Raw genomic sequence first — 16,869 nt, 5'->3', positions numbered from 1 at the left:
TATCTTTGAATATGAAATAAACTGAGAAGCTACTTCTTTGGGTTACCTAGAATAAAAAAATTATCCTACAGTGATTCCCATGCTTCTTGCAGTTCCTTCAACCATGCGCATAGCCGCTTCAACGTCTGCTGCGTTTAGGTCTGCCATTTTAAGTTCAGCGATTTCTTTCACTTGATCTTTAGAGACATTCGCTACTTTATTTTTGTTTGGCTCACCAGAACCTTTTTCGATTTTTGCAGCTTTTTTAAGTAATACTGCAGCTGGTGGTGTTTTCGTAATAAATGTAAATGAACGGTCTTCATATACAGAGATTACTACTGGAATGATCAAACCAGCTTGATCAGCTGTACGAGCGTTGAATTCTTTTGTGAATCCCATAATGTTGATACCCGCTTGACCTAGTGCTGGACCTACTGGCGGAGCTGGTGTTGCTTTACCTGCAGGAATTTGCAATTTAACTAATTTTTCTACTTTTTTTGCCACGAGACATACCTCCTTGAGTCCGTGATGTGGTTAATTGGAGATGAAGATTTCTCCTCCCACGTCATTCTTTGACGAATCAAAGAAAACCTGTATGCAAAAATGCACACTTAAATAGTATACTCTGCTTCTGATTAAATTTCAATACCTTTCTATTCTTTTTCCCTAGGGAGTTTTGTTTGGAAATGAGAAAAAGATAAATTTTTCTGGCATTTTTATTACTGTTCTAGTTTATTCTCTTTAATTATGATAGACTTTCGTTAGAAAAATCCTGATTCAAATGAAAGGATAGGTGAACAAATAATGGAAAACTTGCGTTATAAAAGTGTTTTTGACATCATTGGTCCCGTCATGATTGGTCCAAGTAGTTCCCATACAGCTGGAGCTGCCCGCATCGGTAAAATTGTCCGAAGTATTTTTGGTGAACAGCCCGATACTGTCGATATATACTTATATGAATCTTTTGCAAAAACATATCGCGGTCACGGAACAGATATTGCCTTAGTTGGTGGTTTACTGGATATGGAACCAGATGATGAACGGCTTGCTGATTCTTTAAAAATCGCACACGAACAGGACATGGAAGTCTTATTTGTTCCACTTAAGGAAAAAGCTGAGCATCCGAATTCAGTCAAATTACTAGTCTCTAAAGGAGATCGAAAACTTTCTGTCACAGGAATATCGATTGGCGGTGGTAACATTCAAATCTCAGAACTGAATGGGTTTAAAATTTCTTTGACGATGGGTACGCCTACATTCATTATCGTTCATCAAGATGTACCAGGTATGATTGCTAAAGTTACAAATCTACTATCTGACACAAATATCAATATTGGAACAATGACGGTAACACGAGAATCAAAAGGTGAAAAAGCGATTATGATCATTGAAATCGACCATGCTGATATTGGTGATATTACAATGAAATTAGTCCAAATCCCTCATATTTACAGTGTGAATTATTTTGATTAATCTAAATTAAAGGAGCAAACGAGTTATGTTTCTATCTATAGAAGAATTAGTGAAACAAGCCGCAGATTTTCCATCGGTTGCTGAATTGATGATCGCAACTGAGATAGAAAATCACGGTCACAGCCGCGAACGGATCATCGAAACAATGGAACGTAATCTTACTGTTATGAAACAATCGATCGAAGAAGGTGTTGCTGGTGTGACCTCTGTGACAGGTATTACTGGTGGAGATGCCACTCGGCTCGAGGAATATATCAAAAACGGGAATTTTTTAAGCGGAGAAACAATTTTAACAGCTGTTAGAAATGCTGTTGCGGTCAATGAAGTCAATGCAAATATGGGCTTGATCTGCGCCACTCCGACTGCCGGAAGTGCTGGCGTTGTCCCAGGTGTTTTGATGGCAGCGATTGAAAAATTAAAGCTCACACATGAACAGCAATTAGATTTTCTTTTTACTGCTGGTGCTTTTGGACTAGTAATTGCCAATAACTCATCAATCAGTGGTGCTGAAGGTGGTTGTCAGGCAGAAGTCGGTTCAGCTAGTGCGATGGCTAGTGCCGCTTTAGTGTGTGCTGCTGGAGGCTCAGCTGATCAAGCCGCACAAGCGCTTGCGATTACCTTAAAAAATATGATGGGACTGATTTGTGATCCTGTAGCAGGTCTAGTAGAGGTTCCTTGTGTAAAACGTAATGCCTTAGGCTCTTCCCAAGCGTTTATTTCAGCTGATATGGCCTTAGCCGGCATCCGCAGTGTGATTCCACCGGATGAAGTCGTAGCTGCGATGTATCAAGTGGGTCGTCAAATGCCGCAAATCTTTAAAGAAACAGCTGAAGGTGGTTTGGCTGTGACACCGACTGCGCAACGATTGGCAAAAGAAATTTTAGATAATCAATCTGCATCATCAAATAAATAAGCAAAAGATGAGGTTGGGACAAAATCGTTTATTCGGATTTTTTAAGGCTAGGGTATAACTCGTAGAGTTATGTCCTAGCCTCTCATTTTTATTATTTAAAATGCATTGATTTCAGCTAACGTCGGCATTCCAGTCTGCGCACCTAGTTTAGTCACAGACAGTGTCGCTCCTTTTCCAGAAATCTTAATTGACTCTGAAACAGTCATACCTTTTGCTAAACACGCCGCCAGAATCCCATTAAATGTGTCTCCCGCACCTGTAGTATCAACTACAGTTACTTTTTCAGCTGGAATCGTAATGACGTTATTCTCATTGGTGTAGGAGATTCCCTCTCCACCACGAGTTACAATCAGCTGTGTATCATTTGTTTTTGACCAGTTCAACATTTCCTTTTCAAATTGTGCCGAATCAGTGATTGGATGACCTAACAAACCTTCAAATTCTGTCTCATTCGGCGTAATGATATCCACAAATGGCAGCATATCGATGACGCTCTCATTGTATGGAGCTGGATTTAAAATCGTTATTGCGCCTTTATCTTTTGCTAGTGCTAAACCTTTTTTTACGGTCTCTATTGGAATCTCTAATTGAGTCAATAGTACATCTTCAGCCTTAATTTTTTTGTTTAATTCATCGTTGATATCACTCAACAACATATTTGCTCCTGGCAATACAACAATCGCATTATCTTCTTTTAATTTAAAAATAGAGGCAACACCTGTAAAAATATTCTTTTCAGATGTAACTGCACTGACATCAATTTTTTCTTTTTCAAGGTGCTTGTATACCTTTGAACCAAATGTATCCTCACCGATTTTGCCAACCAATGACACATTAGACCCTATACGAGCAGCTGCAACTGCTTGATTAGCTCCTTTTCCGCCAACATAATAGTCGATGCTTTCTCCTAAAAAGGTTTCTCCTATTTTGGGCAATCGGTCTGTTTCCATGACCATATCCATATTGATACTTCCTAATACTATTACTTTGTTCATCGCGGACTCTCCTTACTTATATTTTCTTCAAATACTTATAGAAAGAACCCAGATGCTCTCTTTCAATTTCAGTATACTCTGAAATCTTTTCAAAACCGTGCTTTTAAAAAAATGCTGCATTTTGAGATTGAAGTGATTTGTACTTGAATAAATATTTTTCCATTTTTTTCTTTTATAATACTTATTATAACATTCAGTAATTTTGATGCATAACCTTTAGACAAATGATTTTGATTTGTTGCGATGCGTCTTAAAATGTGGTTCTTCTGTCTTATGACTTCCAAAGTAGCCATGGCAACTATAATACGTTTATCAAGTAATTTATATAAATGCTGATCATATGATGTTAATAAGGCAACAGAAGAATAGATAATAAGACCACACAAATAATCCCTATGATCGTTGGCACACTCGTCCGTTTCAAAATCCGAACTGGGCTCACATCAACAGTTGATGCTACGATCATGACAACTGCTGCAACTGGTGAAATCGTTCTTGCCAAGTTTGCGATCATCTGCATAGGTAATGCAATTAGAATCCCATCGATACCAGCTTTTGCTGCAATATCAGGAATCAATTCAATCACCGCATAAAACATGGCTAAACCACCACCACTTAAAATACCAAAGACTGTTGTAGCTCCACTGAAGATCAGCGTTGTCACAAGACCTGCTGACGCAGAAGATTCGACAGATGACATAATATTATCAATGATCCCTAGCGATTGAATAGCCGTTGTAAACAATGAACCACCAACCACTAACATCACAACTTGGCTAAATCCTTGTCCCATGCCTTTGAACATTTCAGCTGCCGAATCTTGAATTTTTTTGTATGATTTATGTCTGATCGTTTCAAAAGCTACAGCAACGAAAAATGAAATAAACGTCAAAACAAAAATATCCATTTGGATTCCTTTAACAAACATTCCAGTAATTCCAACGATTAAAATCAGCATTAATGGTAACAATGGCAACAAGGCATAAATTTTGGGCGTATCTGATTCTTCTTGTTTGGTCAACCCATCCTCTTCAATCGCGACAAAAGCTGCAGCACCTTCTGTTTTATCACAATGCTTTTGCCAGAAGTAGTGCGCCACTGCCATGATCAATAAGGTTGGAATTGAAATTTTCGCATTCCAAGCAACATAGGTCAACAGATCATACCCTAACGTTTCAGCAGCAATCACATTATCCGCTCCAAGTGGTGTCGGCATGATCGTTGCCGTCATCGCAATCACTCCAGCAGCAGTCAATGAAGAAATTCCCATACTAGACAACATCGGATACAAAATCGCCATCAAAATAATCGCTAAACTAGACGCACTGGGGACTACCAAAGACATTAAATTTCCCACCAAGAAAACTAAAGGTACAAACAAGGCTTTGGATTTTATTTTTTTCAGTGGTTTTACTAGAATATTAACAGCTACTTGATTGGCACCGATTACATTCATATAACCAGAATAACCAAATAAAATCATGATCACGATCCCAGCTGAACTAACTTGGGTGATAATCGTATCTTTAAATTTCAAAAAGATATCGAAAAATGCTAAACCAGTTCCTTCACCTGCTGGATATAGAGGATGATCTAACAAGACCGCAAACAGTAACAAAATCAACGCACCACTGATCAAACTTAAAGCTGGATGGTAATTTTTAATAATCAAATAAGCAACCAAAGCTAAAACAATTAACACTAATAATGACTCAATCATAGTATGACTCCTTCTTTAATTTATTTTTTCTAAATTTGAAACAACCCATTTTTGAAATGCTGGTATATCGATATCTAAACAAACAACTGCATTCGTTGTGTCGTGGTATTTCATTTTTAAATCAGCAACTGTGGCACCTGCTGCTGGACCCTCTAAAGCGATTTCAACAAATGTTTCTTGAACTGTAAATAAAGTTGGGTCCGTTAAATAAGCAATGGCACACACATCATGCATTTTTAAGCCAGTCTGTAAACTTCCCCCACGATAATGCTGGAATAATGAGTAAAACATATTCCCGACTTTACCAAATTCTTTGATTTTTTCTGTTTCCTTTTTAGTCAATACGGCTGTACTTGTCACATCCAAGCCGACCATGACAATCGGAACGCCTGATTGGAACACGATTTGCGCGGCATGTGGATCTACATATGTGTTAAATTCTGCACTCGTATTCGTATTTCCTCTTGATAAGGATCCGCCCATCATAACGATTTCTTTAATGTTTCGCTTTGTTTCTGGATACATGCTGAAAAGTAAGGCAATATTCGTTAATGCTGCTATTGGAACTAATGTGATCGGTTCTGTACTTTCAAGAATGCAGTCTTTCATCGCTTCAACAGCATGAACAGTAAGTGCTTTGGTTGTAGTTTCTGGAAAATCGTACCCATCCATCCCGCTTTCTCCGTGAATCTCTGCTGAATCTTCAAGTTGGATCAATAAAGGATTGTCGCAGCCTTTAGCGACAGGGACTTGTTTACCGAAAAATGATACTAATTTCAATGTATTCGCTGTTGTTTTGTGTGCGTTTACATTTCCTGCAACAGTTGTTAATAACTTAACCTCTAATTCTGGATGATTAAGGGCGATCGATAAAGCTACTGCATCATCAATTCCTGGGTCTGTGTCGATGATGATTGGTCTTTTTTCTTTTGTCATAAAAGCTTCCTCCTTATTAGGTTAAGCGCATTACCTAAATTGTATAAAAAAATACCTTTTCAATAACTAAAAAAGTATTTTCAGATTAACCGCTTAATCTATCTGTCTATTATGATAGCGTTTTATTTTTGGTTAGTCAATAACTATTTTCTTTTTTTGACACTTTCCCCTTCAAACAGACTCGGTTTCAAAATAATCGATTCCTTTTTTTGCTTTTGTTTGGTAAGGTTATTCTTCAATAGCGCAACAGCTTGCTTTGTTAAAGATAGACTATTTTGCTCGACTGTAGCTAATGAAATCCCTAGAATATCAGCCATCTCTAAACGGTCATACCCAATGATCGAAAGATCTTCTGGAATCATTTTTCCAAGACTCAAGGCTTGTTTCAATACACCAAAAGCAACCATATCATTGGATGTAAGCACAGCTGTTGCATCTTTTAGCTCAAAAAGTTCTTTGGCCTTCTTTATGCCATCGTTAAAACGATAGCCCGTTTCAATGATATAATCTTGTCTTACTTTTACACCATAAGTTTCCAATGCTTGTTTATAGCCATTGATCCGGTCAAGCGTACTTGGAACTTTAAAATCTCCAGTCATAAAAGCAATATTTCGATGGCCATTTTCCAAAAGGTATTCTGTAGCAAGTTTCCCCCCAGCTTGACTATCAAAATAGGCTTGATTAACCCCAGTAAATGACACTTGTCTATCGACTAAAACAAAAGGTGCATCAATTTCTTTCAAGAAATGCTCTTGTTCTTCTTTGAATGAAAAAGACTCGTTTGATAGCGCAATAATCAGCCCGTCAACACCACGATTCAACAGCATTTGAATCAGGTTTTTTTCCACAGTAAAATCGTCATTAGAATTGACAATGATAGTTAAGTAACCCAAGGCTCTAAATTGTTCTTCTAATTGTTTACATAGCTTTGAAAAGAATGGATTCTCAATATCTGGAATAACAACTCCAATGGTTTGAGAGGTTTTTTTAGCCAGACTTTGAGCCGCGATATTCGGAATATAATTTAATTCTTTTGCGATTGTTTTTATTTCTTGCTTCTTTTTTTCAGAGATTCTTGAAGGTTTATCATTTAATACTAAAGAAACCGCAGCTTCAGATACGTTGGCCATTTTTGCAATGTCTTTCATTCTGATTTTCATGGCTTTCTCCTTTATCGATCCATTTGTTTTAGTCGTTTATTTCCATAAAAAATCCGCAACAAGTTGGTCTACTTCTGTATTTTCATGTAGCTTGCTATGCTGTGCCGATTTTCCATAAAAGATTTGTTCTTGTACTTCATTACCATGTGTTTTAAACAGTGAAACAACACTTAGTGCATCTGCAACTGGAACAGCCTCATCACTTATACTACCGTCTTCTACATCTCCTGCGATGATCATGACTTTCATGTCTTTAGATATTTTTTCGATCCCATTGACATAGTCAGCATACCGTTCACTTTGAACCGTAGGACCATTATTGATGAGATCATCGATCGTCTCTCCGTTTGATAACTCTACAAAATTATTAAAAGGTGCTGCTATACCAACAAATTTATTGATTTTTGGAAGACTTGTATCATCACCAAATGTAGTTAGATAGCGTAAAGAACTCGCTCCGCCCATAGAATGCCCTACCAAATTAACCTGTGTTATACCATAATTATCTCGAATATAGGTCAAACAATTCTTGATCCACTCTGCTTGATTCCATTCATTATTTTTGTTATCTTCAAAAATAACTTGGATACTAGGATTATTTTCTTTGCCTGTCAGTTTGCCTTTTTCTTTGACTTCTCCATCAACACTAACGGTCAAAACCAGTTCTTTTTTAGTCAGATTATTTTTTTCCATTCGTTTGATCATGCCGCCAAAAGAATTATCACCACCACTGTATCCATGAATAAATAGTGTGGGGATTGATGATTTTTGAATTGTTTCACTTGTCGCTGAGTTCTTAGCAACTTGTTGGTTTTCATTTTTAGACGCTTTTTTACTAGTACAACCAGCCAAAAATAGCAAGATACAGACTGTTACTAGCAAATAATACTTTTTATTTTTCATTTTATCCCCTTTTCACTTATCACTATAGCAAGAAGAGAGCAGGGCAAAACTATGTTTAGTTTTGCTCCACTCTCTCTGATTGCCTAGCTTTTATTGGATTGAATCTACTTGTTCAAAGTCTAACTCTGTACTTGTTTCACGACCGAACATGTCGATATTTACTTTTAGTTTTTGACGTTCTTCATCAACTTCTGTTACTTCACCTTCAAGACCAGAAAACGCACCTTCAATAATACGGACTGTATCGCCTAATGCAACATCTAAATCAGATTGACGTGTACTCATACCGATTGAACGCAAGATGTGGTTGATTTCTTCTTGTAATAGTGGTGCTGGCTTGCTTCCGGCACCATGTGAGCCGACAAAACCAGTAACGCCTGGTGTATTACGTACTACATACCAAGAATCATCTGTCATCGTCATTTCTACTAACACATAACCAGGGAATGTTTTATGAACGATTTCTTTTGATTTGCCATTTTTTACTTCTGTCTCTGTCTCTTCTGGAACGACTACACGGAAAATAAAATCTCCCATGCCCATGCTTTGTGCACGTGATTCAATGTTTGCTTTTACTTTGTTTTCGTAACCTGAGTATGTATGTAATACATACCAATTCTTTTCAAATGATTCCATGTTTGATTGACCCCTTTAATTTATTAGTTAGTTAAAATAATACCTCAAGAGTAGCAAGCAGATCCTTGGTACTCGTTTTCTTTTTTTCATATGAAAATAAAAAAACCTCAGTTCCCCGAAGTTTTTCCTCACTTGTTATTATAGCACTGTTTACAATGAAATACTAGTTTGAATTACTTAAGAATCCAACCAAAAACAGTTTGGATCACTGTATCCATTACAAAGAATAATGCTGCAAAAATAATTGATGTTTCGATAACAACCAACGTGTCTTTGCGTAATTGTTTTTTAGATGGCCAAGAAACTTGTTTCATCTCATCTTTAACACTACGTAAAAATTTCATTTGAACTCCTCCAATATCTATTTCGTCTCTTTATGTAACGTGTATTTTTGACAGTATTTACAGAATTTTTTGATTTCTAACCGCTCTCCACGTTTTCCTTCACTGACGGCTTTAGAATAGTTTCTGGAGCCACAATCTGAACAAGCAAGTGCTGATTTTTTTGTTGCCATTGTTCAACCTCCTCTATTCACAAATTTACTCAATAACATTATCATTGTTTTAGCTAAATGTCAATGGATACTCAATAAACTATGGTTTTTTTTCAAATTATGTTATCATTAACTTGTCAGACGAATTTAACCTACGGGAGGTCAAAATATGTTATTAAAATCCGTCGTTATCAAAAAGAAAAACCTTACGACCGTCAATGAATCTTGCACATTGGAAGAAGCATTGACCATTCTTGAAGATTCAGGGTATCGTTGTGTACCAATCTTAGATGAATCAGAAAAGATTTTTAGAGGAAATATCTATAAAATGCACATCTACCGCCATAAAGCAAACGGTGGAGACATGAGTTTACCCGTTACTTATTTATTAAAAAATGCTACAAAATTTATTTTTGTAAACACATCATTCTTTAAAGTTTTCTTTACGATCAAAGAATTACCGTACATCGCTGTGTTGGATGAGAATAACTATTTTTATGGAATTTTAACGCATAGCACGTTATTGAATATCCTTGCTCAATCTTGGAATATCCAGCGTGGTAGTTATGTTTTGACAATTGCTACGACCGGTAAACAAGGAGATCTGGCTGCTATGACGAAAATCATTGCGAAACACAGCAGTATCGCCAGTTGTATTACGTTAGATATCGGAGAGGATGAATTTATCCGCCGTACCTTGATCACTTTGCCTGCTGAAACAACTGAAGAGACATGCGCAGTTATTGTTGAGAATTTAGAGCGTAAGAATCTTAAAGTTGTTGAAATCGAAGATTTACAAGCAAATGCTGAATAAAATAATTAAGAAAAGAAGCTTTTCAGTTGAAAGGCTTTTTTTCTTTATTGACATAAACTAATTTTGAGTGATTAGATACTAAAAATAATCTATCTCCTTTTTCAAAAAATTCATCCCACAGCTTTAGACATAATAATTTCTATGCTACAATTCGCTATATGTGAGGAAAGTAGGTAGCTTATGGAATTAACCGTTTATGTTGCAAGTGCATTCAGTAAAGATTACAAGGGTGGAAATAAAGCCGGAGTGGTATTGTTTGAAAATACATTGTCCACTACTCAAAAAATGGCAATAGCCAAACAGCTAGGTTATGCAGAAACCGCGTTTATATCAGAATCTGAAATTGCTGATTATAAATTTGAGTATTTTACACCAAAAGAAGAAGTTGATTTATGTGGTCATGCTACAATTGGCTCTTTTTCGATACTGATGCATTTGAATAAACTTTTCAAAAATCATTATACAATTGAAACAAACAATAGTGTTCTTTCAATTATCATATCAAACGACACGATATTCATGGAACAAAACAAACCGATATTCTATGATGTTATAGCAACAAATGAGCTCATTGATTGTTTTGACAGTAATACTATAGACAGCAACTACCCAATTCAAATTGTTTCAACAGGCCTAAAAGATATTTTAGTTCCTATAAAAAACGAAACGCAATTAAATACTCTGGAGCCCAATTTTGAAAAAATCAAGGAAATCAGCAAGCAGTATAATGTTGTCGGGATGCATCTCTATACATTTAATAATGACCGAATAATATGTAGAAATTTTGCGCCACTATACGATATTAATGAAGAAGCAGCCACTGGTACTTCAAACGGTGCGCTAGCTTGCTACCTTTATGAACAGCACTCATTATCAAAAAATATTTATGTATTTGAACAAGGTTACTCTTTACACTCGCCTTCTGAAATATTCGTTAAATTAGCAACCAATAATAAGAATGAAATAGAAAAAGTATTTGTTGGTGGTAAAGGATATTACTGTGAAACGCAGTGGTTAAATATAGAAGATAGCGAGTAAAATAAAGAAACTCAGATTAAAAAAGAGGTTGGGACAGAAGTGTTTAGCTCCGAAGGAGTTGCTTCTGCTCCCACCGTTTATTCGAATTTATTAAGGCTAGGGTATAACTCGTAGAGTTATGTCCTAGCCTCTTTTAACGTTCCTCGCCAATAATACGTACTTCTGTCTCCAGTACAACATCAAATTTTTCTTTGATTACTTGTTGGATATGCGCAATCAATTCTACATAATCTGTCGCTGTAGCCTGATCGATATTTACAATAAAACCAGCATGTTTTTCTGAAATTTGAGCGCCGCCCCATTTTAATCCTTGTAATCCAGCATCTTGAATCAATTTACCTGTAAAATGTCCTTCCGGTCGTTTAAAGACGCTGCCGCAAGATGGGTATTCTAATGGTTGTTTCGACTCTCTAAGCTCAGTCAATTCAGCCATTTGACTCTTGATCACACTATTTTCTCCGTCTTCCAAAGAAAAAGTCGCTTCCAGCACAATACAATGCATGTTTTGAATCGCGCTGTGACGATAAGAAAATGCCATCTCTTCATTTGTAAACGTTCTGACTGTTCCGTCTTCTAATAAAACATCAACACTTGTGAAAATATCTTTGATTTCTCCACCATAAGCTCCAGCATTCATATAGACTGCGCCACCCACACTGCCAGGAATGCCGCAAGCAAATTCAAAACCTGTCAAATCATGATCTAAAGCAACATATGTTGTATCGATCAATTTTGCTCCTGCTTCAACAACAATTTGGTTCTTAAAAACAGAGATTTGTTTCATATTTTCCAGCATGATCACCATTCCGCGAATCCCACCGTCTCGAACAATCAAGTTGCTGGCATTTCCTAAAACAAGCCAAGGAATGTCATGACTTTTGCAGTATTCGACCAGAGTCGCCACTTCCTCTTTTGATTTTGGAAATGCTAAGACATCTACAGGTCCACCCGTTTTAGTAAAGGTAAAATTCATTAAAGGTTCATCAAATAGTAAGGTTATATCCGTTAATTTATTCATCATTTCAATTTTATTCATCGAAAGTCGTTCCTTTCTTTCAAACATCCTACTTATTCTAGCATGTCAAAGAGAAACTTTCTAGTCTGACTCTATAAAATATGTTCTTGATGTTTTCGTAACATTTGAGCACATAGCTCATGACTTGTAAAGACTTTTGCTTGTTTTAAATGAGATCCATCATTTGTTTGAACTGCTTCGATAAATTTCTCTACCATTTGCTTAAAGCCACGTTTTTCTAAAGTTGTGGCCCAGTCACCAAAGTTTTTTTGTTGCATTCCTAACTGATTTTTGATCGTTAAGTCCGTTAAGTTTTCTAATATTAGCGTTCCTTCTGGACTTGTCAGCTGATAGGTTTCAGTATTTGCCCCTGCATAGAGATTCATTGAAGCGATTGCTGTTGTGGTTTCTGTTTCTACATGGAGTACGGCTCTTTTTAATAGATTATTTTCCTCGATGATTTTGGTTTGGACATGTCGAATTTCATCATCAAGCAGGTAAACAAGTGTGTCAGCTACATGTAAAAATAAATCGTAGATCACAAAATTAACTGTAGCTTCTGATGCGATACGATTTTTTTGGATCAGTAACATATTTTTATTCTCAATTGTTTTTAATTCTTCTACAAAGGGTGCAAACCGGCGATTAAAACCTACCATCAAAAGTAGCTTTTTTTCTGCTGCTAACGTTTGGATTTCTTTGACTTCTGCTAGGTTTTCGCTTAAAGGTTTGTCAACAAAAACATGGATGCCGGCTTCTAATAATTGTTTGACTAGTTGACCATGAACTTTGGTTGCTGCATGGACGAAACAGGCTGATATTCCAGTTGCGATCAACTCTTCTGTGGATGTAACCATTTCGTTGAAGCCGTATTTTTCACTGATTTCTTTTCGAGTCTGTTTATTTCTGGTGGCTAAAACAAACGTTGCTTTGTCTCTTAGTTGAGAATAAACAGGTAGATACGCTTTTTGCGCGATATTTCCTAAGCCGATGATTCCGATTTGCATGAGAGTCCTCCTTGATTGGGTCGTTCTTTACTCATAGTACTATATTTTTGGACTGTCCTTAAGACAAAAGCATTTTAAAATCGATTTAATTAGTAATTGTAATATATGTATCTACTTGCAATCTAAATATAACTCTATAACTATGGCTAAAAAAATCTTGTGCTGTAATTAAATTAAATATGAGCGATATGCGCTAACATACCTCTCCCATGTTGAACCTTTAAAGTCAGTAGCATAATTTTATTGGAAAAAATAATCAGTTAACCTGCTTAAATTAATGATTGATTATTTCTTCCAATTCCGCACGGGTCCGATCAACAAGAAAAAGGTAGTAAAAAAATACTACGCATGCGGTCATTTGTTCCATGTCTTTTTTACAGAATTTATCCGTTTGCTGGAAGCCGAACAAATCAAAATTGGGAAGTTAGATCGTGAAAGAAAAGTAGCGACTCATTTTATTCAGATGTAAATAAACAACTTTCCATACATTCAATACGCCTTATGTTAAACTAAGATAGAGTAAAACAATAAGTAGCTTATTTCGAAAGGAGTTATGAAAATGAAATGTATATCATGGAATGTCAACGGCTTGCGTGCTGTTGTTAAGAAAAACTTTATGGAAGTCTTTAACGAATTAGACGCCGATTTTTTCTGCCTACAAGAAACAAAATTGCAAGAAGGTCAAATCGATTTAGACCTACCAGGTTACCATCAATACTGGAATTATGCTGAAAAGAAAGGCTACTCTGGCACAGCTATTTTTGCCAAGGAAGAAGCAATCAGCGTTCGCTACGGCATGGATCTTGAAGAGCATGATCAAGAAGGACGTCTGATCACATTGGAATATCCTAACTTCTTTATGATCACTTGTTATACACCAAATTCACAAAATGAATTGAAACGTTTAGATTATCGTATGACATGGGAAGATGCGTTTCGTGGGTATTTGAACGAATTGAGCAAAGAAAAACCAGTGATTTTATGTGGTGACTTGAATGTGGCTCATCAAAATATCGATTTAAAAAACTGGAAAACAAATCAAAAGAATGCTGGGTTTACACCAGAAGAACGTGAGAAGTTCTCAGAATTATTGGATAGTGGTTTTATTGATACTTACCGTTATTTCTACCCTGACCAAGAAGGTGTTTATTCTTGGTGGAGTTACCGTTTTAATGCTCGGAAAAATAATGCTGGATGGAGAATCGATTATTTTGTTGTTTCTGACGGATTGAAAGAGGCTTTAACGAGTGCGAAGATCCATACTGACATTACGGGTAGCGATCATTGTCCAGTCGAAGTTGATTTGACAATTGCTTAGCGAGAGGTTTCTTCTCTCGTTTTTTATTTAGTTTCTGTTAATATTTTTAATATGCACTTACTATATCTCACTTATTTTGTTATACTACATGTATGAATTAATTTTGAACCGAAAGGGATAATGAATATGAATTTTTATTCCATAGACTTTGAAACAGCTAGTTATGCTAAGCATAGTGCCTGTTCTGTCGCGTTAGTAAAAGTAGAAAACAATAAAATTGTTGATGAATATTATTCCCTGATCAAACCAGAAACAGATTTTTTCTGGAAAAATATTCAAGTTCACGGGATCAAACCAGAAGATGTGGCGGATGCACCCAAGTTTCCTGATGTTTGGAATCAGATCCAGTCTTGTTTTAAACCGAATAGTTTAGTTGTTGCGCATAATGCGCCGTTTGACTGTGGTGTTTTAGCTGGTTGTTTAGATTATTATGGTATTGATCAGCCGAATTACCTTTCACTCTGTACAGTGAAAACCAGTCGTAAGCTATTCCCAGAGATGCCCAATCACAAGCTGAACACGGTTTGTGAGAATCTAGATATTCAATTGAACAATCACCACGATGCGTTGGAAGATAGCCGGGCATGTGCTGAAATTTTATTGTATCAAGAAAAGCATTTTGGTGTGGAACCGTTAAAAAAACTTGTTACGATAAAATAAAAAAAGCCGAATCATGAACTAAATGTTCACTTGATTCGGCTTTTTTTTATTTTTCTAAAATCTCAACGATTTCATCCATGTTTTTAGACCCAAAAACAATATCTTTGTCATCGATGATCATCGCAGGGACGCTCATGATTTTCTTTTCTGTTTTTAACTCTGGGAAAACACCGATGTCGATCATTTCAGCTTCAACATTATGATTGATTGAAGCAATTCGCTGACACGCTGCTACGACATCTGGACAGTAATGACAAGTCAATGAAACAAAAATCTGTACTTTCTTTTTAGGTAGTTCTTTGATTTTATTAACAACTGGCTCTTCTATTGGCTGTCCAGCACTTCCTACATTATAAACGGCTAACACGATTGAGTTGACTTCATGTCCGCTTGGAATACCGCTGAATTTGATTCCTGTGTACTCGCCTTGATCATTTAAAACAACCACACTTGGCAATTTATCGATACCATATTTTGTTTCTACGTCAGAATCCGCACCTTTTTGAACGGTTTCCAGCAAGATTTTATCACTTAATGACGCAAATTCAGTTAGGAAAGAATTCAATTCTAGTGATTTCTCTTCGCTGCTATCCATAACTTGTAATAACGTTACATTCTTCGTCAATTTCCCGAAAATGCCCCCTAATTGTTCTCTCATTGCATCAGGGAACCACGTGTTATTGCTAGTTGCTTTAGCCGGTTTTTTGTCTGCTTTTGGTTGTGTTTCTTTACTTTCAGCATGTTGTTTCGCTAAACGTTTTTCCATACGCTCATTGACGATTGGCAAACCAGCTTTTGTTTTTTCTTCTGTGATGTATTTTTGTGCATTCGTTGCAGCGATCGCACCGTCTGCAACAGCGGTGACGATTTGACGCAATTCTTTGATACGTAAATCTCCAGCTGCATATACGCCTGGAACATTGGTTTCCATATTTTCATTTGTTGGTACATAACCGCGGTCTAATTCAACTTTTCCTTCAAAAATTTCTGTACTTGGTTTATTTCCAGCGAAGACAAACATGCCAAACGTACTGTCAGTTGGTGCTTCGTAAGTTGTTTCTTCGCCTGTTTCATTGTTGACAAAAACGGCTTTACGAACAAAGTCATCCCCAGTGATTTCTTTGACTTCTGTATTGTAGACGATTTTGATATTAGGATGTTGTTTGGCAGCTTCCGCTGTTAGTTTGGCACAAGTAAAATCAGGTTCACGGATGATCATTGTGACTGATTTACCATAACGAGTTAAATAAACCGCTTCTTCGGCTGCCGCATAACCGCCGCCAAGTACGAAAATATCTAATCCTTGGAAGAACTCACCATCACATGTCGAACAATAGGCAATGCCACGTCCTGTAAATTCAACTTCACCAGGAAAACCGATTTTACGTGCTGAAGCACCTGTTGCAATAATCACAGCATATGCTTGGTAGGTTTTCGTCGCGGATTTGACTGTTTTGATCGTTTGGCTTAAATCAACATCAATGATTTCATCCGTTGTAAATTCAACTCCAAAATCCAGCGCTTGTAAACGCATATCTTCCATCAATTCAGGACCAGTTGTTGCTCGGATCGCTGGATAGTTTACGATTTCAGAAGTTGTCGTTACTTGTCCGCCGATTTTGTCTTTTTCGATGATCAATGTATCTAACATCGCACGACCTGCATAAATTCCAGCTGATAAAGCAGCTGATCCGCCGCCGATTACGATCAAATCATAAATTTCTTGACTCATGTATGTTCTCCTTTTGTACATTTCATTATTTTGATCTATAAATTTTAAGAAAGACTTCCCTAAAAAAGGAAGTCTTA

General features: G+C 36.6%; 20 protein-coding genes. 7 read left to right on the top strand and 13 right to left on the bottom strand.

Annotation, left to right across the window (positions count from 1 at the left end; genetic code table 11):
- Positions 1–60 precede the first annotated feature (60 nt).
- Positions 61–483: a 50S ribosomal protein L11 gene (rplK, locus tag AC4BC4_RS04495; protein WP_069645399.1), complete on the bottom strand. Its 423-nt coding sequence runs from the start codon at positions 481–483 to the stop codon at positions 61–63.
- Positions 484–783: 300 nt separating this feature from the next.
- Here rplK and sdaAB point away from each other — a divergent pair, with 300 nt between their 5' ends.
- Positions 784–1,452, top strand: a complete 669-nt coding sequence (gene sdaAB, locus AC4BC4_RS04490; RefSeq protein ID WP_438758560.1) for an L-serine ammonia-lyase, iron-sulfur-dependent subunit beta — start codon at positions 784–786, stop codon at positions 1,450–1,452.
- Positions 1,453–1,477: 25 nt separating this feature from the next.
- Entirely contained in the window at positions 1,478–2,365 is an 888-nt protein-coding gene (gene sdaAA / locus AC4BC4_RS04485) for an L-serine ammonia-lyase, iron-sulfur-dependent, subunit alpha (protein ID WP_490476907.1), read from the top strand.
- 95 nt (positions 2,366–2,460) lie between these two features.
- Here sdaAA and rbsK read toward each other — a convergent pair whose 3' ends face one another.
- The 9 genes from rbsK to rpmG all read right to left on the bottom strand — a co-directional run bounded on the left by rbsK (position 2,461) and on the right by rpmG (position 9,229).
- Entirely contained in the window at positions 2,461–3,360 is a 900-nt protein-coding gene (rbsK, locus tag AC4BC4_RS04480; RefSeq protein ID WP_490476906.1) for a ribokinase, read from the bottom strand.
- Between the two features lie 89 nt (positions 3,361–3,449).
- A complete protein-coding gene (locus tag AC4BC4_RS04475; protein WP_490476905.1) occupies positions 3,450–3,653 on the bottom strand; it encodes a hypothetical protein in 204 nt (67 codons plus the stop codon).
- A gap of 53 nt (positions 3,654–3,706) precedes the next feature.
- Positions 3,707–5,080, bottom strand: coding sequence for a C4-dicarboxylate transporter DcuC (gene dcuC / locus AC4BC4_RS04470; RefSeq protein WP_490476904.1), 1,374 nt, complete (start codon positions 5,078–5,080; stop codon positions 3,707–3,709).
- Positions 5,081–5,095: 15 nt separating this feature from the next.
- The gene (gene rihC / locus AC4BC4_RS04465; protein WP_438758556.1) at positions 5,096–6,016 is read right to left on the bottom strand and encodes a ribonucleoside hydrolase RihC; all 921 of its coding nucleotides are present in this window, start codon (positions 6,014–6,016) and stop codon (positions 5,096–5,098) included.
- A gap of 143 nt (positions 6,017–6,159) precedes the next feature.
- Positions 6,160–7,176, bottom strand: a complete 1,017-nt coding sequence (locus AC4BC4_RS04460) for a LacI family DNA-binding transcriptional regulator (RefSeq protein WP_438758555.1) — start codon at positions 7,174–7,176, stop codon at positions 6,160–6,162.
- A 36-nt stretch (positions 7,177–7,212) separates the two neighbouring features.
- Complete coding sequence (locus AC4BC4_RS04455) at positions 7,213–8,079, bottom strand: alpha/beta fold hydrolase (protein ID WP_490476903.1); 867 nt, start codon at positions 8,077–8,079, stop codon at positions 7,213–7,215.
- Positions 8,080–8,169: 90 nt separating this feature from the next.
- A complete protein-coding gene (gene nusG, locus AC4BC4_RS04450; protein WP_010760566.1) occupies positions 8,170–8,715 on the bottom strand; it encodes a transcription termination/antitermination protein NusG in 546 nt (181 codons plus the stop codon).
- A gap of 173 nt (positions 8,716–8,888) precedes the next feature.
- Complete coding sequence (gene secE, locus AC4BC4_RS04445) at positions 8,889–9,059, bottom strand: preprotein translocase subunit SecE (protein ID WP_438758553.1); 171 nt, start codon at positions 9,057–9,059, stop codon at positions 8,889–8,891.
- A 17-nt stretch (positions 9,060–9,076) separates the two neighbouring features.
- Complete coding sequence (rpmG, locus tag AC4BC4_RS04440; RefSeq protein WP_010760564.1) at positions 9,077–9,229, bottom strand: 50S ribosomal protein L33; 153 nt, start codon at positions 9,227–9,229, stop codon at positions 9,077–9,079.
- Positions 9,230–9,377: 148 nt separating this feature from the next.
- Between rpmG and cbpA the strand changes: the two genes are divergently transcribed.
- Together cbpA and AC4BC4_RS04430 are read left to right on the top strand one after the other, a co-directional pair.
- Positions 9,378–10,022: a cyclic di-AMP binding protein CbpA gene (gene cbpA / locus AC4BC4_RS04435; RefSeq protein WP_069654322.1), complete on the top strand. Its 645-nt coding sequence runs from the start codon at positions 9,378–9,380 to the stop codon at positions 10,020–10,022.
- A 180-nt stretch (positions 10,023–10,202) separates the two neighbouring features.
- Positions 10,203–11,060: a PhzF family phenazine biosynthesis protein gene (locus AC4BC4_RS04430; RefSeq protein WP_490476902.1), complete on the top strand. Its 858-nt coding sequence runs from the start codon at positions 10,203–10,205 to the stop codon at positions 11,058–11,060.
- 133 nt (positions 11,061–11,193) lie between these two features.
- Here AC4BC4_RS04430 and murB read toward each other — a convergent pair whose 3' ends face one another.
- Together murB and AC4BC4_RS04420 are read right to left on the bottom strand one after the other, a co-directional pair.
- A complete protein-coding gene (gene murB, locus AC4BC4_RS04425; protein WP_490476901.1) occupies positions 11,194–12,096 on the bottom strand; it encodes a UDP-N-acetylmuramate dehydrogenase in 903 nt (300 codons plus the stop codon).
- Between the two features lie 71 nt (positions 12,097–12,167).
- A complete protein-coding gene (locus tag AC4BC4_RS04420; RefSeq protein WP_490476900.1) occupies positions 12,168–13,082 on the bottom strand; it encodes a Gfo/Idh/MocA family protein in 915 nt (304 codons plus the stop codon).
- Positions 13,083–13,359: 277 nt separating this feature from the next.
- Here AC4BC4_RS04420 and AC4BC4_RS04415 point away from each other — a divergent pair, with 277 nt between their 5' ends.
- From AC4BC4_RS04415 to AC4BC4_RS04405, 3 genes are all read left to right on the top strand, one after another.
- Entirely contained in the window at positions 13,360–13,551 is a 192-nt protein-coding gene (locus AC4BC4_RS04415; RefSeq protein ID WP_490476899.1) for a hypothetical protein, read from the top strand.
- 90 nt (positions 13,552–13,641) lie between these two features.
- Positions 13,642–14,400 (top strand): exodeoxyribonuclease III, encoded by a 759-nt coding sequence (locus AC4BC4_RS04410; RefSeq protein ID WP_438758549.1) that lies wholly within the window; start codon positions 13,642–13,644, stop codon positions 14,398–14,400.
- Between the two features lie 126 nt (positions 14,401–14,526).
- Complete coding sequence (locus AC4BC4_RS04405) at positions 14,527–15,060, top strand: 3'-5' exonuclease (protein WP_490477349.1); 534 nt, start codon at positions 14,527–14,529, stop codon at positions 15,058–15,060.
- Between the two features lie 46 nt (positions 15,061–15,106).
- On the opposite strand, the gene AC4BC4_RS04400 is transcribed toward AC4BC4_RS04405, so the two are convergent.
- On the bottom strand, positions 15,107–16,792 hold the full coding sequence (locus tag AC4BC4_RS04400) for an FAD-dependent oxidoreductase (RefSeq protein ID WP_490476898.1): 1,686 nt from the start codon (positions 16,790–16,792) through the stop codon (positions 15,107–15,109).
- Between the last annotated feature and the right edge of the window lie 77 nt (positions 16,793–16,869).

This window comes from Enterococcus sp. AMC1086 (assembly GCF_058216575.1).
The sequence above is the reverse complement of the archived record's forward strand: the minus strand, read 5'-3'. Positions and strand labels throughout refer to the sequence as shown.